A 17995-nucleotide genomic window follows, 5' to 3' on the forward strand; every position below is an offset into this window, starting at 1 on the left:
GGCGAGCCCCCGCAGTCTAAAGCCGTCGCCCCCTGCCCTCCACCCCCGGCGCCCCGCCCGCCGCCGGGGCCGGTCAGCGGGCGAACTCCGTGGCCACGAAGGCCCGCAGCATCGCGGCGCCGTAGTCGCGGACGGCCGGCGGGTCGGCGGCGGCCTTGGGCGGGGCGAAGGGGTACTCGAAGGTCGCCGACATCACCATCCCCGGCTGAGCCCCGAACCAGCGGGAGCAGGTCGGCTTGTCCTCCTCCTTCGCCCGCAACCAGTTCAGCGGGCCGACCGGGGCGTCCTCCGCCTTCGCCGCCGCGATCGCCTTCGCCCACGCCGCGACGTTCGCCTGGTTGTTCCTCGGCAACGTTTGATAGCCGACGAAATAGGCGACTTGATGATCCCCCATCACCAGCGTCGGGCAGTGCAGATCGACGACGTATTGAAACCCGTGCTGCGGTTGCAGCGCCCGGATCGCCTGCACCTCGGGGTACAGGCTGGTCTCGCGGTAGTCGCGGTTGTGGTCGAACGGGCGGCGGTTCTTGCCCTGATCGCCCGCCTCCACGCCGTCTTTATCGACGAACGGCACGACGTACAGCACGAACTGTTCTCGAAACGCCTGGCCGGCGTCGGAGTCCGACAGTGCCTCGCGCATCAAACCCTCCAGCACGAAGCTGGCCATCGTCTCCGCGGCGTGATGCCGGCAGGTGAATAGCACCGCGGCTTTCGGCTCCCCGTCCGGGCCGGGTCCCGGTTCGCCGATGCGGAGCAGTTCCACCTCCCGGCCGCCGCGGCTCTGCGTCAGCACGCCGGCGTGCAGGTGCGGGCCGGCGTGCTCTTTGAGGAAGCCGGCGAGGTTCGCCTCGGTGTAGGGAATGGTGACGGCGAACCGCACCGTCCCGCCGGCCTCGGCGAAGTCGTAGACGAACGCGGGGCCGAGCACGTCGGCCGTGCCCATCCAGCGCCAGGGGCCGTCCGGCGTCTCCTGAATCGCCGGGCCCTGCTTGCCGATGGCGCCGTTGGCGAAGCCGATCACCTCGTCCGGAAAGACGAAGGCGACCCGGCCCGGCGTCTCGACGGTGGCGCTGAAGTACCAATAGAACCACGGCTGATCGCCCCGGAGGTCCGGGGCGAGCTCCACCCGCCCCGGGGCGTTCGCTTTCACCTCCACGTTCCCGCCGGGGAAGTCGGTGGAGATCGTCACCGTTCCCTTCGCCCCTTCTTCCTCCTGGGCGAACGCGGCGGGGCCGAGCAGCAGCGCCGCGAGCAGCCACGGCAACGGGCAGGCGGGGGAAGCGGTCATGGCGGGAATTCCCCGGGGGAAGGCGAGCGGCCCAGCCGTTAGCCTAGCGGTCGCCGATCTTTCGCACCCCTGTCCGCCCCCTGCCCGTCGCCGCCGATCGCCCCGCCGCTGTTTGGACCGACGCCGTCGTGGAGGGCGTGCCGGTCCGTCTGTACGAACCCTCGCAGGCGCCGGCGGGGGGCGTGGTCTGGCTGGCGGACTTCGACGGCCTCACCCCTGAATTGCTGCCCGGCTGGGCCGAACCACTGAGCCGCCGCGGCGTGCGGGTCGTCTGCCCGACCCCCGGGCCGACCTGGTGGCTGGACCGGCCGGACCCGGCGTTCCACGAGGAAAAGAGCCGCACCGCGTGGCGGTGGCTGCGGGAGGCGCTGGCCCCGTGGGCGGCGGAGCGGTTCGAGGGGCCGCTCGCTTGGGCCGGCGCCGGGGCCGGCGGGCAGGCGGCGATCCGGGCGGGGTTCAAGAAGAGCGGCACCCCCGCGGTCTGGGCCTACGCCCCGGCGGTGGCGCTGGACGCCGTCTTTGGCCGCGGCAGCACGCTGGACAGGCTCTTCGACAACGAGGAGCAGGCCCGCGTCGCCGGGGTGCTGACGGACGTGAACCCCCTCGCCCGCCCCCGGCGCCTGCACCTTGCCGGCGACCCGGGGGAGGTCTGGTTCCCCGGGGCCGAGTTGCTGGTCGAAAAGCTCCGCAGCGGTGGCGTGCCTGTGGACACTGACTTCGAGACTCGCCACGCCTCCCGCGAAGCGGCGTTGAACGCCGCGGGGGCGGGGGCGGTCCGGCTGCTGGCGGACGCCCTCACGTTCGCGGCGTGACTTCGGGGACGGGAGCCCCGGCGGGGGTTCCGCGTTAGGATCGGGACCTTCCGATCCATCGCCTGTTGGGGAACGCCCGATGACGCCGCTGTTGCTCGCCGCCTGTCTGCTCGGGGCGGACCCCGCCGAAACCGGGGACCGTCCCGCCGCGGAGCGGCCGAACGTGTTGCTGATCCTCTCGGACGATCAGGCCTGGGACGACTACGGCTTCCTCGGCAGCGAGCACGCCCACACGCCGCATCTGGACCGGCTGGCGGGGCAGTCGCGGACCTTCCCGCACGGCTACGTGCCGACGAGCCTGTGCCGGCCGAGCCTCGCCTCGATCCTCACCGGGCGGTACGCGCATCAACACGGCATCACCGGCAACGACCCGGCCGTCCCGGCCGGACTGCCCCGCAAGCCGACGCATCAGACCCGTGTTCCGGAGTACCTCGACCTGCGGCGGGCGATGAACCGCACGCTGGCGGACGATCCGCAGCTCTCCACGTTGTTGCAGGACGCCGGCTATCACACGTTGCAGACGGGCAAATGGTGGGAGGGCGACCCGACCGACTTCGGCTTCACCGCCGCGATGACCCACGGCGAGATGACCCGCGGCGGCCGGCACGGCGACGAGGGACTGAAGATCACCCGCGACGGCCAACCCTCGCCGGACCTCGGCCCGCTGCCGGCCTTCATGGACGAGGCGGACGCCGCCGGCGCCCCGTGGTTCGTCTGGTACGCCCCGTTCCTGCCGCACACCCCGCACGATCCGCCGCAGCGGTTGCTGGCGAAGTACCGGGACCGGGTGGAGGCGGGCGAACTGACCCTCAGCGAGGCGAAGTACTTCGCCAACGTGGAACGCTTTGACGAAGCCGTCGGCACTGTGCTGGCCGAGGTGGACCGTCGCGGGGCTGAGAACACGTTGGTCGTCTACGCCTGCGACAACGGCTGGATCACGCTGCCGGAACGCAGCGCCTACGCCCCCCGCAGCAAGCGGAGCCCGCACGAGGGCGGCGTCCGCACCCCGATCATGCTGCGGCGGACCGGGGCGATCACACCGGAACGGCATGAGACGCCCGTCAGCACCGTGGACCTGGCCCGCACGATCCTGACGCACTGCGACGTGGCCGTGCCGGAGACGGTGGGCGGCATGAACCTTCTCAATAACGCCGCCGTCGCCGATCGCGGCCCGGTGTTCGGGGAGATCTTTGAGCACGACCAGCCCTTCCCCGCCCCAGTGGCCGACGGGCTGATGTTTCGCTGGGTGGTGGACGGGAACTGGAAGCTGATCCTCCCGCACGCCCCGCACTTCTCCAAGGGCGAGCCGCCGACGGAGCTGTATGACCTGTCCGCCGACCCGCACGAGACGCGGAACCTCGCGGAGGAGAACCCGCAGCAGGTCGCCCGGCTGACAGCCCTGCTGAACGCCTGGTGGGACCCGACCGCCGCGAACGACTGACGGCGCAACCGACGGCGCAAACGTAACGCCGAGGCCCCGCGGGGCCTCGGCGTTACGGCACGTCTGCTTTATGAGCGGAGAGGGGGGGATTCGAACCCCCGGTCCCCGTGAAGGGACACAGCATTTCCAATGCTGCACAATCGACCACTCTGCCACCTCTCCGGGGTCCGCGACGAGGGTTCCCCGGGGGAACCGCCGACGAACGGGCGGGCAATGATAGCATCGGCGACGCGGCGTCGTCACCGTATGCGGGGCGCTCTGTCCGGAAAATCTCTCCGGACCGCCCCGCTCGTCTGTCTGACAACCCGGCTTCCGTCTTGGTTCGCTCGCCATGGCCGCGGAATCTCCCTCGTTTCCCGACGCCGGCCCCCCCGGGGGCAACTCCGTGCGCGGAGCCCCGTCCGTGCGCGGAGCCCCAGACGCCGCGGCGGACTGGCTGACGGTCCGCGTCGCCCTGACCGCCGCGGTCGTGGCGGCGCTGATGCTGGTGTGGAGCGGTTGGCGCTGGTGGAGCGCCCCGCCGACGGAGTCGGCCGCCGTCAGCCCGACCCGCCTGGGCGTCCTGTTCAGCCCCTATCCCGTGCCCCCCGCCGACGGTTCGACCGCCGACGGTTCGACCGACCTCGCGGACCGGGCGGGGTTGCTGGTGACCGCGGTCGACGCCTACGGCGCCGTGCGGCGCTCCGGCGGGCGGGTGGGCGACGTCTGGCTGACCGTCGCCGGTCAACCGCTGTGCGACGACGTCGATCCGCAGGCGGCGGCCGAGCGGGTGCACCTCATCCGGCGGGCGCTGGGCCCCGGGTTCGCGATGGAGGTGGAACTGCTCCGCGGCGACGAACTGCGAACAATCGTGTTGCGGGCCGATGCCCCGGAGCACGACGGCCCCCCGCCCTACGCGCCCGTCTGGCCGCGCGACCTGCCCTACGACCGCGGCCTGATGGGGGCGGAACTGATCGCCTTCGCCTCCCTCGAACCGGGCTCCCTGCCCGGGGTCCTCGTCGGCTCGACGGTTCCGGGCGGCCCGGCGGATCAGGCCGGCGTGCGGGCGGGCGATCGACTCGTGGGCCTCGCCCGGCCCGACGGGGCGGCGTCCTCGATGGCCGCCGCCCTCTCCCGGCTCCTCACCCCGCTCCGTCCGGTCTCCCCGGAATCCGGCGCCCCTGGACACGGCGCCGGGCAGTCGGTTGCCGACGAATCAGTCGCCGACGAATCCAGCGCCGACGGTGCGGCGACCGTCGAACCGTTGCGGGCGACGATCGGCGATCCCGCCGACTGGTTCGCCGTCGCCCGCCATATTCGCCCCGGGGAACTCGTCTCCGTGGACCTGCTGCGTCGCGGGCGACCGCTGTCGCTGCAAGTGCGGTTCGTGGCGGAAAGAGAACTGCCGCGGGTCCGCCGCCTCGCCCCGCTCGGTTTGTAACTCCGGCGCCACGGCGACCGTGGGCCGGTCAAAACGGCCGACGGCGCCCGGTCCGCGGCGGCTCAGCGGGCGGCGACGGTCAGGCGGTTCCGCACGAAGGCGCCGCTGCGGCCCAGGGCGCCCATGACGGCCTGCTGGGCGAGCTGTTTGTGGTGCCAGCTCGGCACAGCGCCGGAGAGGACGACGGCGTCGCCCTCGTCCGTGTTTTCCACGGTGCAGAACACCGGCTGGGTGCGGAAGTGGGAGCTGCTCGCAAGCGCCCCGGAGGCCCGGCGATGCAGGTCCTGGGCGAGGTTGGCGTGCGGGCGGTCGAGCAGAAAAGCGGCGGCGGCCATGACGAATTCCGGAGCGGGAGGCGGAACGGTGCGGAGGTGGGTCGAGGGAGGGCGACGCCGGAGCGTGCAAACCCGATTCCAAATCGGGCGAACTCCCTGATGCGTGCGGGGAACGTGGCGTTTTCACCACGTCGCCGGCACGTCTCTGGAACTTAGGTCACGCTGAGCCGTGCGGAGGAGATTGGTTCCTGCAAAACTTTCGCGCGGCCCCGCCCGCCGAACGGGCGGGTCGGCAGGCGCGGTTCCGCCGCCCGGCGGAGGGCTCCCCATCGGTTCCTCCCGTCCCTCGGGGGGCTGACGCCCCGCCGCTCGCCTCGTTCAACCTGTCGCCATGACGACCGCCGCCCCCACCGTCGCCGCGACGGCGTCCTCCCCCCGCCGGGTGCCGTGGCCGGTGGCGGCGGTCTACACGGCGTTTCTCGCCGTGCTGGTGCCGGTCTACTGGGTCTCCTACGGGCCGACGAACTTCCTGTACTTCTGCGACCTAGCCCTGTTCCTGGCGCTGATCAGCGTCTGGACGAACCGGGCCCTGCCGGCGAGCGCCGCGGCGGTGGGCATCCTGGTCCCGCAGGCGGTGTGGGTGGCGGACTTCTTCGTCACGCTGGCCGGCGGGAGACTGCTGGGCATGACGGATTATATGTTCGCGGACACTTCGCCGTTCCTGCGGGGACTGAGCTTCTTCCACTTCTGGCTGCCCTTCCTGCTGGCGTACCTCGTCTGGAAGCTGGGGTACGACCGGCGGGGGCTGGCCGTGTGGACCGTCCTCGCCTGGGCGGCGCTGCTGATCGCCTACTTCCTGCTGCCGGGGCCGGGGGCCGCGGTCGAAAAGGGCACGCCGGTGAACGTGAACTACGTGTTCGGCGCCTCCGAGACGGAACCGCAAACGCTGGTCCCGCCGCTCGTCTGGTTCGGCGGGCTGCTGGTCGGGCTGCCGCTGCTGGTGTTCGTGCCCACGCACTTCGCCCTGCGGGCGTTGTGCGCAGACGCCACGCCGGGAAGCGACGTTTCCGGTCGTCGGCGACCGGCTTAGACTGCCGCCCCCCCAGCCGACACCGACGGACCGACCCCGCTTCCCCACGTCATGACGACCGCCCCCGCGATCCAGTTCTATAACTCCCTGAGCCACGGCCTGGAGCCGTTCGCCCTGCCGACCGATCGGCCGGTCACGATCTACAGCTGCGGGCCGACGGTCTACGACTACGCTCACATCGGCAACTTCCGGTCGTTCCTGTTCGCCGACCTGATCCGCCGCTTTTTGGAGGCCTCCGGCGCCCGGGTGCGTCACGTAATGAATATTACGGACGTCGGTCATATGACCGAGGACACCGGCGAGGACAAAATGGCCCAGGCCGCCAAGAAGCTGGCGGAGAAAAAAAAGGCCGACAAAAAATCGGGGACCGTCGAGGAGGGCCAGGTCGAAGACCCCAGCGACCCGTACCAGATCGCCCGGTTCTACGAGAACGCCTTCCTGCAGGACGCCAAAACGCTGGGCATGAAGCTGGCCGAGGAGCCGGAGAACATCCCCCGGGCGACGGAGAACGTCGACGGGATGCTCTCCATGATCCACGAACTGCTCGCCAGCGGCCACGCCTATAAAAGCGAGGGCGGCGTCGTCTATTACAGCGTGGAGAGCTTCCCGGAGTACGGCAAACTCAGCGGCAACACGCTCGACCAGCTCGTCGCCGGCCAGGGCGGGCGGGTCAGCGAAGACGAGATCGCCGGCAAGCGGCACCCGGCGGACTTCCTGCTCTGGAAGCCGGACACCTCGCACATCATGAAGTGGGACAGCGACCTCGGCACCGGCTATCCGGGCTGGCACATTGAATGTTCCGTGATGGCCCGCCGGCTGCTGGGCGACACGATCGACATTCACACCGGCGGCGAAGACCTCATCTTCCCCCACCACGAGTGCGAAATCGCCCAGACCCGCGGCGCCACCGGCGAGGACCGCTTCGCCCGCTTCTGGATGCACGCCCGCTTCCTGATGGTCGAGGGGGCGAAGATGAGCAAGTCCAAGGGCAACTTCTATACGGTGCGGGACGTGCTCGGCGGGAAGGTCACCGGCCGCGAGGTGCACCCCGGCGTGCTGCGGTACGAGCTGACGAAAAGCCACTACCGGGCCAACATGAACTTCACCGCCAAGGGCCTGTCCGACAGCGCCGCGGCCGTGCGGAAACTGATCGAGTTCAAAGCCAAATTGAAGTCCGACGCCGGCGACGCCGTGGCGGAAGTGGACAACTCCCACCCCGCCGTCGCGGCGTTCCTGGCGGCGTTGGGCGACGACCTCAACATGAGCGGCGCCCTGGGGGCGCTGTTCCCCTGGGTCGGCGGCCCGCACCCGGACCCGGCGGAGAGCCTGGCGGCGTTCGAGATCATGGACGCCGTGCTCTGCACCGACCCGTCCTCCACGACGGCGACCGAGTCCGCCGCGGACGCCGGCGGGTTCGATCCGACGGCGCTGTGCCAGCAGATCGACGAAGCCCGGGCCGCCAAGAACTGGGCCGCCGCCGACGCCGCCCGGGACGAATTGAAAGCCGCCGGCTACGAGGTCCGCAACGATCCCGGCGGCACGATCGCGGTGAAGGAACTGGCGTAGCGGCCTCGGCAGGTCTCCTTCGGCAGGGCAGCCCCGCGTGAGTTTGTTCGCCGTGGGGCGGAGCCCTACGCTGCGCGCGTCCCCCTCAGGAGCGCTTCGTGTCCGTCGACGCCCCGCCACTCGCCGACGCCCCGCCGCCCGCCGGCAAGGCGTCCAGTTACGACGTGGTGCCGTACGTCGATCATTCAGTCTCCGTGGCCCATCCCGGCCGGATGGCAGCGGTGGGCCGGCTGTTCGGCCTGGAGCCGCCCCCCGTCGAGACCGCCCGCGTGCTGGAACTGGGGTGCGCCGCCGGGGCGAACCTGCTGGCACTGGCGAACGTCTATCCCGACGCGACATTTCTGGGGCTCGACCTGTCCCGGGTGCAGATCGACGCCGGCGCCGCGGTCGCCGCACAGTTGGGGCTGACGAACCTCGAACTGCGCTATCAGGATCTGGCGGAGTTCACGCCAGAGGAGCCGTTCGATTATATCCTCTGCCACGGCGTCTTCAGTTGGGTGCCGGACGCGGTCCGGGCGCGGATTCTGGAGATCGTCCGGGAATCGCTCTCCCCGCAGGGGATCGCGTACGTCAGCTACAACGCCCTGCCCGGCTGGCACAGCGGCGGCATGGCCCGGGAGATGATGCTCTATCACCTCGAGGGGCAGGCGGACGCCGCCGATCCCAAGAGCCGCCTCGAACACGCCTGGGGCATTTTGAAATTTATGGCGGAGAACGTCCCCCCGCGCGCCGAGTCCCACCGCGCCGTCCTGAACGCGTTTCATAAAGTCTTCGAGGAGAACGCGGACAGCTACCTGTTCCACGACTTCCTCGAAGACGAGAACCGGCCGTTTTATTTCCACGAGTTCGCCTCGCTGCTGGCGGAGCATGATCTGGCCTATCTGGGCGAGCCGGAGGGCGATTCGCTGGTGGGGTTGGACGTCAGCCCGGAGATCAAACGCACGCTGGCGGCTCTCTCCGACGATCCGCTGCGGCGCGAGCAGTACGGGGACTTCCTGCGGTGCCGCAACTTTCGGCGCTCGCTGATCGTCCGGGGCGAGGCGGCGATCGACCGCGAGTCGCCCGCCTCCCGGATCGACGATCTGTTCGTCCTCTGCCCGCTGCGGGAGGTCCCCGCGGAGGCGGCCGGCGACGACGTCCCGGCGCCGGGCGTGCGGCGGTTTGCGACGCCGGACGGCGACCGCGCCGTCGACACCCCCGACCCGGCGCTGGCGGCGGCGCTGACCCGCCTCGCGGAGCGCTGGCCCGCGGCGATCCCGGTGGGCGCGTTGGTGCGCGAGGCCGTGCAGGAGGCGGGCGGAGACGCCGAAGACCTGCGGAACGGGATCTCCACGCTGTTCGGCCAAAGCCTGCTGAAGCTGTTCAGCGCCCCGCCGCCGCTGGCCAGCGTGCTCTCCGAGCGGCCGGTCGGCGATCCGTTGGCCCGGTTGCGGGCGGCGCACGGCCGCGAGCAGGTGACCTCGCGGCTGCACGTGGAGATTCGCCTGCCGGACCTGGCCCGCTGGGTCCTGCCGCGGCTGGACGGGACGCGGGACGCCGCGGCGCTGGTGGAGGAACTGGCCGAGGGCGCGGTCCGCGGGGAACCGGCGTTGCAGTACGAGGGTCAGCCGGTCGCCGACCTCGCCCTCGCCCGCCGCCTGCTGGAGCCCCAGATCGCGTCGACTCTGGACTGCCTCCGCACCCTCGGCCTGCTGGCGGCGTGACGGGGCGTGACGGGGGCGGTTCGACTCCGACGGTTCGCCGGGGTCAAGCTCCCCTTCACCCCGGTCCCGCGGTCGCACTATAACTAGGGGGCTCCCCGCCCCTCCCGGACGCCGCGCCCGTGGGTTTGCCCGCCGTTCAACGTTCCGCCGACCCCTTCTCCGACGGGGCCGCCTCCGCCGAGCGGGGGCTGGTGCCGTTCGATCGGTTCGCCGCCGCCAACCGGGCCGCCGAGGTGTTGCGGGCCGAGGCGGACGCCCTGCTGGCCCTCGCCAAGAGCCCCCCCGCCGGTCTGCTGGACGCCGCGGACCTGATCGAATCTCGCGGCGGGGGCGTGGTCGTCACAGGGATGGGCAAGGCCGGCCTAGTGGGCCGGAAGATCGCCGCGACGCTGGCCAGCCTGGGCACCCCCGCCTGCGTGCTGCACCCCGGGGAGGCGGTTCACGGAGACCTCGGGATGGTGCGGGACGACGCGACCGTGCTGGCGCTGTCGCACAGCGGGGAGACGGCGGAGGTGACGCAGATTCTCGCCCCGCTGGCCCGCCGGGAGGTGCCGGTGGTGGCCGTCACCGCGCGGGCCGGCAGCACGCTGGGCCGGGCCGCGACGGTGGTCGTGGCGATGGGGCAACTCCGCGAGGCGGACGTGCACAACCTCGCCCCCACGGTGAGCACCTGCGCGATGATGGCGCTGGGCGACGCCCTCGCCGTGCTGCTGAGCGAACGGGCCGAGTTCACCCCGGACCGCTTCGCCGCCTTCCACCCGGCCGGGTCGCTGGGGCGCAAGCTGGCCCGGGTGGACGAGGTGATGCGGACCGGGTCCGCCGTCCGCGTCTTTGCCGACTACGAACCGGTGCGTAAGGTGCTGGTGACCGCCGAGGGCGAACGCCGCACCGGGGCCGTGATGCTGATCGACGACGCCGGCCGCCTGACCGGCCTGTTCACCGACAGCGACCTGGCCCGCCTGCTGGCCCGCCGGGGGGAGCACGAGCTGGACCGCCCGGTCAGCGCCGTGATGACCCGCTCGCCGATCACCGTGGGGGAGCACGTCTCCGTCGGCGAGGCCGTGAGTCTGTTGAAGGGCCGGAAACTCAGCGAGTTGCCGGTCGTCGACGCCTCCGGCCGCCCGGTCGGTCTGGTCGATATCACCGACCTGATCGGTTTGGTTTAGCCGCCCGGCGCCCTCCCGCCTCCGCCCGCCGCCGTCTCGCCCCCGCCCGCCGTGCCGACTCCCGGCCCCGACGCCTCGCCCGCCCCCCCGGCCGCCGAGCCCGCCGTCGGATCTGCAACCGGGTCCGTCGCCGGGCCGCGGTACGGGCCGGCCTCCGGCGCCTGGCGGTTCCTGCTGACGGCCGCGACGGCGCTGGGCCTGTCGGGCCTGTATCTGGCGTACGCCGCGACGGTCACGCCGCTGCTGGAATCCGCCCGGATGAAGGCGGACACCGCCGCCCAGGGCCGGCCGACGGCCATCGTCCCGCCGAAGTCGAACAAACAGTTGGCGGAGGAGTTCCTCCCGCACGTCCCGTTCGCCGCGGAGGCCGCCTATCAGATCGGCTCCGGCAACAGCATGATGTATTGGAACGAGTGGGAGATCGTGCAGCGGGAGGAGGACAAAAGCGCCCTGAAGGTCTCCCCCTTCGCCATGGTGCTGGTGGACGAGGCCGGCACGGACCCGGCGACCGGCGGCAAGATTCCCACCACGATCACCGCGGACACCGCCCTGCTGCGGTTCCGCCAACCGATCTCCGAGGAGATGGTCTCCAGTCCCGGCCGGGTGATCCGGGGGGCGTTCAGCGGCGACGTGCGGATTGACGGCGAGGACGGGCTGCAAGTCGTCGGATCCAACTTTTTCTACTACGAGGGCGACCCGACCAGTAAAGTCTCCACTATCTTGAGCGACGACCCCGTCGAGTTCCGCCACGGCGGCACAGGCCGGGGCGAGGCGCTGACCGGCGGCAACGAGGGCGCCGGCGACGGGGTGGAGATCAAGCTGTTCCGCACCCGCAGCCCCAGCGCCTACGACAACGTCGCCGCCGACGGGCTGGAGGAGATCGCCGTCCGCGGCCCGGTCGCCGTCGTCCTCCGCGGCGGCAGCCTGCCCGGCCTCGACGCCGCCGGCGGCCCCCTCGCCGAAGTCCCGGCCCCGCCCGCCGACGCGGCCGGAGCCGCGGAAGAGGAGAACCGCGAACCCGTCCGGATCACCGCCACCGGGCGGCTGGTCTTCAGTCCGCAGGAGAACACCGCCCTCTTCACCTCCGTGCAGCCCGGCGGCGTGCGGGCCTGGCGGGACCAACCCGCCGACGTCGAACCGCCCTCCCCGGAACAGGCCGGGCCGGACGAACTGATCTCCGACGACCTGCTGGTCACCTTCACCCCGGCCACCGACGAGGCGAAACAGACCGCCGCGGAGACCCGCGCCGCCCGGGAGAACCGCGACTGGGGCGATCGGAAGTTCTACGCCGCCGACGACGACCTTCAGGCGACCGCGGTGATCGCCCACGGCGCCCCGGTGCGGGTGAACTCCCCCGCCCGCCAGATGAAGGCGACCGCCGCCCGTTTGGAACACGACGTCGCCACGGACGTGCTCACCCTCGTCGGCGGCTCGGACTCCCGGGTGGCGGGCCATCGCCCGCTCGGCGGGGCGCAACGCCCGGAGTGGGTGCACGTGACTCTTCCTGACTCCGTGATCCGCTGCCCGCAACTCACCGTGACTCCCCCGGAGGTCCCCGAGGGAGTCGACCCGGAGTCCGTGGACGCTCCGCGGAGAGTCGCCGCCGCCGGCCCCGGCACCCTGCTGCGGACGGACCCGGAAACGGGCGAACTGGCCTCGAAGGTGACCTGGCCCGGCACCCTCGTCACCAGCCGGGATCAGCGGACCGGCCGGGACGTGGTGGTCCTCACCGGCCTGGAGAACCCCAAGCGGGACGCCGCGGGGCACACGGAACTGGCCGATCAGGTGCTCGTGCAGACCTTCACCGAAGGGTCGGACCTCGCGGCGGATCACGTCGTGCTGGAACTCGAAAAGAGCCCCGACGCCGACGAGGCCCTTACTGACGAAGCGGAGGCCGAGGCGACGGCGAAGCCGGGGCTCAACCAGGAACCGAAGCCCGCCGTCGGCTCGCTGACCGAGGCGAACCCGATGGGCGGCTCGGTGCGGCCGGCGAAGGCGATCGCCACCGGCTCGGTGCGGATGAAGGGGCCGGAACTGCTGGCCGGGGCGAAGCGGATTGAGGTCCACTTCACGGACCCGGCGCCCAAACCGACCCCGCCGCCCGGCGCGCAGATTGCCGCTGGGGGGACCGGCGCCGCCGCCGGGGCGAACGCCGCCCCGGCCCCGGCCAAGGATCCGGCCGCCGAGGAGCCTGAGAAGCCCGGGCGGACCTCCAAGTTCTACGCCGACGACGTGGTCGCCACGCTGGTGCGGGCCCGAACCGAGAACGGCGTGGAGGTGGAGGAGGGCTACGTCTCCCACGCCGTCGCCACCGGGCAGGTCGGTCTGTTCCAGGACGCCCCGGCGCCCGCCGAACCCGACGCCCCGCCGGGCGACGCCCGCTACGCCCGGGCCGACCGGGCCGTCGTCACCGGCGCCGGGCCGGGCCAGCAACTGCTCACGCTGTTCGGCAAACCGGGGGACGAGGACTCCCCGCCGATCCCCGCGGAACTCAACGGCAGCGGGTCGGACCTGACCGGGCCGGAGATTCGCTTCGATCCGCAGGCGAACACCGCGGTGGTGGTCGGCGGCGGCTCGCTGGACCTGCCGGTCCGCGGCGGCGGCATGCCCGGACTCACCGGCGACCGCCAGCCCGACCCCGAACCCGAGGACCCCAACGCCCCCACCCGCAAAACGTTACGGGTCGACTGGGGCGAATCGATGACCTTCGACGGCACCGTCGCCACCTTCTACGGCGGCGCCCGCACGATGTTCCACGGCTCCGAGGGCGAGGTCGGCTCCGCGGAGTACACCGAGGACACGATGCGGCTCTACTGCCAACTCATGACCGTCACCCTCTCCGAAAAGGTGGTGTTCGGCTCCTCCCTGCCCGGCGCGGAGAAATCGCCGGCCGATAAGAAAAAGGACGGCGAGGACGGCGGCGCCGAGATCAAGCTCATCACCTGTCACGGCCGGGTGAACCTGCGGGGGCGCCAGGACGCCCCGGACCCCCGCCACCCGGACCCGAAACAGCGTCTGGTCCCGCAGGAGGCCCAGCGGGTCGAGGGCACCTTCGCCCAGTTGGAAGTGCTGTGGCAGACCGGCGACTTCACCGCCCAGGGCGAGGGCGAATTGAAGCTCTGGCGCCGGGACGACCAGACCGCCCCCGCGCCGCAGCAGAACGCCGTCGTCCGCCCGAACGCCGCCGGCCGGCGGCTCCTCGCCATGCCCTGCGAGCTGGTGCACGTGAAGTTCAAGCGGGAGGTCCGCGGCGACCTGAACGGCCCGGACGCGATCTTCCACCCCAACTCCGACAGTCGCGTGGAGGTCGTGAACGGCCCGGTGCGGGACTTCGGCGTGCAACTGCTCGCCGGCCCCACGGCCCCCCTGCCCGCCGGCGCCTCCCGCATGGAGAGCGATCGGCTGGAACTGCGGCACGTCGAACCGGCCGACGGCGCCGACCAGAACGCCCCCAAGACCCGCGAACTGTTCGCCAGCGGCAACGTGGAGATCGACGGCCACGGCGAGGACAGCGGCGGCCGCCCCGGCGGCTGGTTCACCGCCGACGCCCCCCGCGCCACCTACAACGAGGCCAAGGGCCGGCTGGAACTCGCCGGCAGCGCCGACGGCCTCGTCCAGCTGTACCGCTCCGCCACGCAGGACGGCCCCAAGGACCTGATCACCGGCCGCACGGTGATCTACTTCCCCGACACGAACACGATCGACCTGAAGGGCGTCCAGGGCGCCGACGGGCTGCCCTGACGGAGCCGGAGCCGCGATCGGATCTTCGTCGCTCCCCTCGCCCCCTTTTGGGGGAGAGGGGCTGGGGGTGAGGGGGCAGCGACGCCCGATGGCCTTTCACGCCCCGTTCGCTCCCCCGTCGGCCGGTCAGCCACTGCAGAGAGCGAAGGCGTGCGAACCGCGCTTACCCTCACCCCCGGCCCCTCTCCCTGAGGGAGAGGGGAGACATGGCGGTCGAGAGCGGTTGGCCGAACCGTACTAACGCGGCGCCGACTGCGTCCGCAGGTAGCCGATTAAATCCCGCACCTGCGTCTCGGTGAGGGTTTTGAACAGCCCCTCCGGCATCAGCGAGGCGTCGCCGGCTTCGATCTCCAGCACGTCGCCGGCCGGCAGGGTCACGGTGGCGTCGGCGGTGGCGAGGGTCAGCGTGGCGTCGTTCGAGTCGCTGACCACGCCGGTCAGCACGCGGCCGTCGGCCAGCAGCACGGTCGAGACCCGCCACGCCGCCGGCACGATCGCCGAGGGGTCGAACACGTTGCCCAATAAATAATCCAGGTTCCGCCGGTCCGAGCCGGTCAGGTTCGGGCCGAGGTCCCCGCCCTCGCCGTACAGCTTGTGGCAGCGCCCGCAGACGTTTTTGTACGCCTCCCGCCCGGCGCCGAGATCCGGCTCGCCGGCGGCTGCCAGCTTCTCCTTCCACGCTTCAATCTCCGCCAGCTTCTCCTCCGGCGTGGCGCGGGTGGTCCCCCACTGTTCGTCGAGGACGGCGTCGATCTCCGGGTCTTGAAAGGCCCGCAGCGCCCGCACATGCTCCGCGGAAAGCGTTGTAACGCCGAGGCCCGGCAGGGCCTCCGCCAGTTTCTTCCCGTAGCTCGGCCGGCTGACCAGCGTGGCCAGCAGGGCGTCGCGGTCCTCGAGCCGCACCCGCGGCAGGGCGTTCAGCAGCACGGCGGCGGCCTCGTCGCTTTCGAACGCCCCCAACCCGCGGGCCGCGGCGGCGAACACGTTGCGGTCCTCGCCCCGTTGCCGTTTGAGCAGGTCGATCAACACGGGGGCGACGGCCTCGTCGCGGGCCTCCGCCAGCGAGTCGATCGCCGCCACCCGGGCCGCGTCCGAGGCGGAGCGATCCGTCACCACCCCCCGCAGCTCCTCCAACGCCGCCCCGTCTCCGAAGATCACGCCGAGTTTGTTGGCGAGGGCTTTGACCTCCGCATCCGCCGACGCCGCGAAGACGGGTTGCACCTCGGCCCATACCGGCGGCGGGGTGACTTTGCGACGACCCTCTAACGCGGCGAGGGCGCCGGTGAGGACGTCCTGTTGAAACGCGACGGCGTCGTCACCAACCCGAAGCGTCAGCGAGGACGTCGCCGCAGGCGGCGCGGGCTGCGCCCGCGGTCCCTCGCTGACGCTTCGGGTTAGTAGAGCGGCCCGTTCCAACAGCGCCCCGAGGGCCGCCCCATGCGGTTCGCTGGGCAATTCGGACGTAATGCGGCGGGCGGTATATTCCCGGAGTAGCGGGATCTTGGACTCCGCGGCGAACGTGACGGCCTCGGCGGGGAATGCGGCGACGGCGGGCTCGACGCCGTACCAAGTCATCAGGGGCAAGTTGTGGTCGTCGGCGTCTTCGGAACGAGATGCGAGGGCAGCAGCAATGGGCAACCGGTCCGATAGCGGCGCCCGCCTCAATCCGGACGCCGCCACGAGCCGCACCCGCGGCGACGGGCTCCCCCCGCCGACACCAAAGAGTCCCTCAGACGCCCCCTCGATCGAATCGGCAAGTCCAGTGTGATGCAGATCCCGTAGGAGAGTGCAGACGACCGCTTCCTTCCGCTCACCGTCGCCTTTCTCTTTAAGAACTCGACGAATCTGCCCCAGTGCAAAATAGTACGCTTCCTCAGGATTCTCCGCGTCCGATGGACGAGAGATGTCGGCGAGAGCGACGAGCAGACGGCAGTACCGCATCAGTTCAAGCCCGTGCACCTTTCCCAACCGCCAATAAAACAGCTCAGCCAGCGGCGACTCGTCCGCCTCGCCAAAATCCCGGAACACTTGAGTTCCCGGTTCGAGAATCAGCCGCATTGCGTGTCGACGGTGCCATACGTTCGAATGCCAAAGGGCTGCGGCGATTAAATCTGCATCGCTCCAACTCGCCAAATCCACCGTCTCCCCCGCCCGCTCCGGTTTGCCGTACGTGATCTTATAAATCCGGCCGCTGGTGCGGTGGACGCCGTCGTGGTCGTGGCATTCGCCGAGGTCGGTCCAGTCCAGCAGGAAGACGCCGCCGTCCGGGCCGCTTTTCAATTCGACGCCCTTGAACCACGGGCTGTTGGCGAAGGCGAAGTCCGGTTGGTGCGTGATTTTGTAGCCGCTGCCGTGGGGGACGGGGCGGTCGCGGTTGATCCGCCTGCCGTGCGTGTTGCACATATACAGGTCGCCACGGTACTCCTCCGGCCAGTTGTCGCCCTGATAGATCATCGCCCCGGCGTGACTGTGCCCGCCGCCCAAGTCGTCCGCGGTGGCGGCGCCGGCGCTGTCGGGGCGGCTTTCCGTCCAATCGCCGCCGGCGTCCCAGTGGTAGTGGTCGGCGTGCTGGTCGATCAGGCCGTACAGGTGCGGATTAAAATCCTGGCCGAACATCCGCCGGTAGTGGGCGCCGGGGATCAGGTGCCAGGCGTGGCCGATCACGTTGTTGGTGAAGAAGGCGTCGCCGTATTCGTTCCAGTCCAGGCCCCAGGGGTTCGTGGTGCCGGTGGCGACCACCTCGAAGGTGTGCCGGGTGGGGTGGAACCGCCAGATGCCGCAGTTCAGCAGCGTGCGGTTCGCCTCCGGCGTGCCGGGCGCCCCGACGGCGCTGGTCGCGGTGATGCCGTGCCGGCCGTAGAGCCAGCCGTCCGGCCCCCAGGCGAGGCCGTTCACGACGTTGTGGCCGGCGTCGAACGTGAAGCCGTCCAGCATCACGATCGGCTCGGTCCCCGGTTCGCCGTCCGGCACGTCGTCGCGGTTTTCGTCGGGAATGAACGACAGCGTGCCGTCGTTCAATACCCACAGCCCGCCGAAGCCGTATTCGAGGCCCGTCAGCATGAAGCCGCGGTCCCAGAAGACGGTGCGTTGGTCGTGGGCGCCGTCGCCGTCGGCGTCCTCGAAGATGGTGACCCGGTCGCCGTGGTCGACGTCGAACTGGCGGCTCGTATAGGTGAAGCACTCCGCGACCCACAGGCGCCCGCGATCGTCGAAGGTCATCGCGATCGGCTGGGCGACGTCCGGCTCCCCGGCGAACAGCGTGACCTCGAAGCCCTCCGGCGCGCTGAAGGCCTCGGCGGCCTGCTGCGGGGTGTTCGGCTCCGCCCCGTCCGGCTGGGTGTTGCGGATGGGGGGGAAGGCGTGTTCGTGGGCGTCCCCTTCGTCACCGTCACCCGCGAAACCGCAAGCGGGATAGGAACACAGCAGAACGAGCGCGGGGACGAGACGCATCAAGACTCTCCGGGAGGAACGGCCGGAGTGTCGCCGGAGCGTC

11 protein-coding genes and 1 tRNA gene are annotated in these 17995 nt (G+C 71.1%); 8 read left to right on the top strand and 4 right to left on the bottom strand.

Annotated elements, in window-relative coordinates:
• Positions 1-73: 73 nt before the first annotated feature.
• The gene (locus CA12_RS02880; RefSeq protein WP_145357396.1) at positions 74-1288 is read right to left on the bottom strand and encodes a M14 family zinc carboxypeptidase; all 1215 of its coding nucleotides are present in this window, start codon (positions 1286-1288) and stop codon (positions 74-76) included.
• Positions 1289-1425: 137 nt separating this feature from the next.
• Between CA12_RS02880 and CA12_RS02885 the strand changes: the two genes are divergently transcribed.
• Both CA12_RS02885 and CA12_RS02890 read left to right on the top strand, forming a co-directional pair.
• Positions 1426-2100 carry a hypothetical protein gene (locus CA12_RS02885; protein ID WP_145357397.1) on the top strand — a complete coding sequence of 225 codons (675 nt, stop codon included), beginning with the start codon at positions 1426-1428 and terminating at the stop codon, positions 2098-2100.
• A 79-nt stretch (positions 2101-2179) separates the two neighbouring features.
• On the top strand, positions 2180-3541 hold the full coding sequence (locus CA12_RS02890) for a sulfatase family protein (RefSeq protein WP_145357398.1): 1362 nt from the start codon (positions 2180-2182) through the stop codon (positions 3539-3541).
• Between the two features lie 75 nt (positions 3542-3616).
• Here the strand turns inward: CA12_RS02890 and CA12_RS02895 are convergent.
• Positions 3617-3703: transfer RNA gene (locus CA12_RS02895), tRNA-Ser, on the bottom strand.
• A 241-nt stretch (positions 3704-3944) separates the two neighbouring features.
• Between CA12_RS02895 and CA12_RS02900 the strand changes: the two genes are divergently transcribed.
• Complete coding sequence (locus CA12_RS02900; protein ID WP_145357399.1) at positions 3945-4961, top strand: Do family serine endopeptidase; 1017 nt, start codon at positions 3945-3947, stop codon at positions 4959-4961.
• A gap of 62 nt (positions 4962-5023) precedes the next feature.
• On the opposite strand, the gene CA12_RS02905 is transcribed toward CA12_RS02900, so the two are convergent.
• Positions 5024-5296: a hypothetical protein gene (locus CA12_RS02905; protein ID WP_145357400.1), complete on the bottom strand. Its 273-nt coding sequence runs from the start codon at positions 5294-5296 to the stop codon at positions 5024-5026.
• A 331-nt stretch (positions 5297-5627) separates the two neighbouring features.
• Between CA12_RS02905 and CA12_RS02910 the strand changes: the two genes are divergently transcribed.
• From CA12_RS02910 to CA12_RS02930, 5 genes are all read left to right on the top strand, one after another.
• Positions 5628-6326: a hypothetical protein gene (locus tag CA12_RS02910; RefSeq protein ID WP_207622121.1), complete on the top strand. Its 699-nt coding sequence runs from the start codon at positions 5628-5630 to the stop codon at positions 6324-6326.
• Positions 6327-6377: 51 nt separating this feature from the next.
• Positions 6378-7892, top strand: coding sequence for a cysteine--tRNA ligase (gene cysS / locus CA12_RS02915; RefSeq protein WP_145357401.1), 1515 nt, complete (start codon positions 6378-6380; stop codon positions 7890-7892).
• A 98-nt stretch (positions 7893-7990) separates the two neighbouring features.
• Positions 7991-9595 carry a methyltransferase regulatory domain-containing protein gene (locus CA12_RS02920; RefSeq protein WP_145357402.1) on the top strand — a complete coding sequence of 535 codons (1605 nt, stop codon included), beginning with the start codon at positions 7991-7993 and terminating at the stop codon, positions 9593-9595.
• Between the two features lie 119 nt (positions 9596-9714).
• On the top strand, positions 9715-10761 hold the full coding sequence (locus CA12_RS02925) for a KpsF/GutQ family sugar-phosphate isomerase (protein WP_242688110.1): 1047 nt from the start codon (positions 9715-9717) through the stop codon (positions 10759-10761).
• A 51-nt stretch (positions 10762-10812) separates the two neighbouring features.
• On the top strand, positions 10813-14502 hold the full coding sequence (locus CA12_RS02930; protein WP_145357403.1) for a hypothetical protein: 3690 nt from the start codon (positions 10813-10815) through the stop codon (positions 14500-14502).
• A gap of 237 nt (positions 14503-14739) precedes the next feature.
• On the opposite strand, the gene CA12_RS02935 is transcribed toward CA12_RS02930, so the two are convergent.
• Positions 14740-17952 carry a PVC-type heme-binding CxxCH protein gene (locus tag CA12_RS02935; RefSeq protein ID WP_145357404.1) on the bottom strand — a complete coding sequence of 1071 codons (3213 nt, stop codon included), beginning with the start codon at positions 17950-17952 and terminating at the stop codon, positions 14740-14742.
• Positions 17953-17995 lie beyond the last annotated feature (43 nt).

Origin of the sequence: Alienimonas californiensis, assembly GCF_007743815.1 — a bacterium.
Lineage (GTDB): Bacteria > Planctomycetota > Planctomycetia > Planctomycetales > Planctomycetaceae > Alienimonas > Alienimonas californiensis.

Excerpts from the sequence above, each read along its gene's own strand:
- CA12_RS02890 (WP_145357398.1), top strand. The coding sequence starts at position 2,180 with ATGACGCCGCTGTTGCTCGCCGCCTGTCTGCTCGGGGCGGACCCCGCC.
- cysS (WP_145357401.1), top strand. The coding sequence starts at position 6,378 with ATGACGACCGCCCCCGCGATCCAGTTCTATAACTCCCTGAGCCACGGC.
- CA12_RS02905 (WP_145357400.1), bottom strand. The coding sequence starts at position 5,296 with ATGGCCGCCGCCGCTTTTCTGCTCGACCGCCCGCACGCCAACCTCGCC.
- CA12_RS02880 (WP_145357396.1), bottom strand. The coding sequence starts at position 1,288 with ATGACCGCTTCCCCCGCCTGCCCGTTGCCGTGGCTGCTCGCGGCGCTG.
- CA12_RS02910 (WP_207622121.1), top strand. The coding sequence starts at position 5,628 with ATGACGACCGCCGCCCCCACCGTCGCCGCGACGGCGTCCTCCCCCCGC.
- CA12_RS02935 (WP_145357404.1), bottom strand. The coding sequence starts at position 17,952 with ATGCGTCTCGTCCCCGCGCTCGTTCTGCTGTGTTCCTATCCCGCTTGC.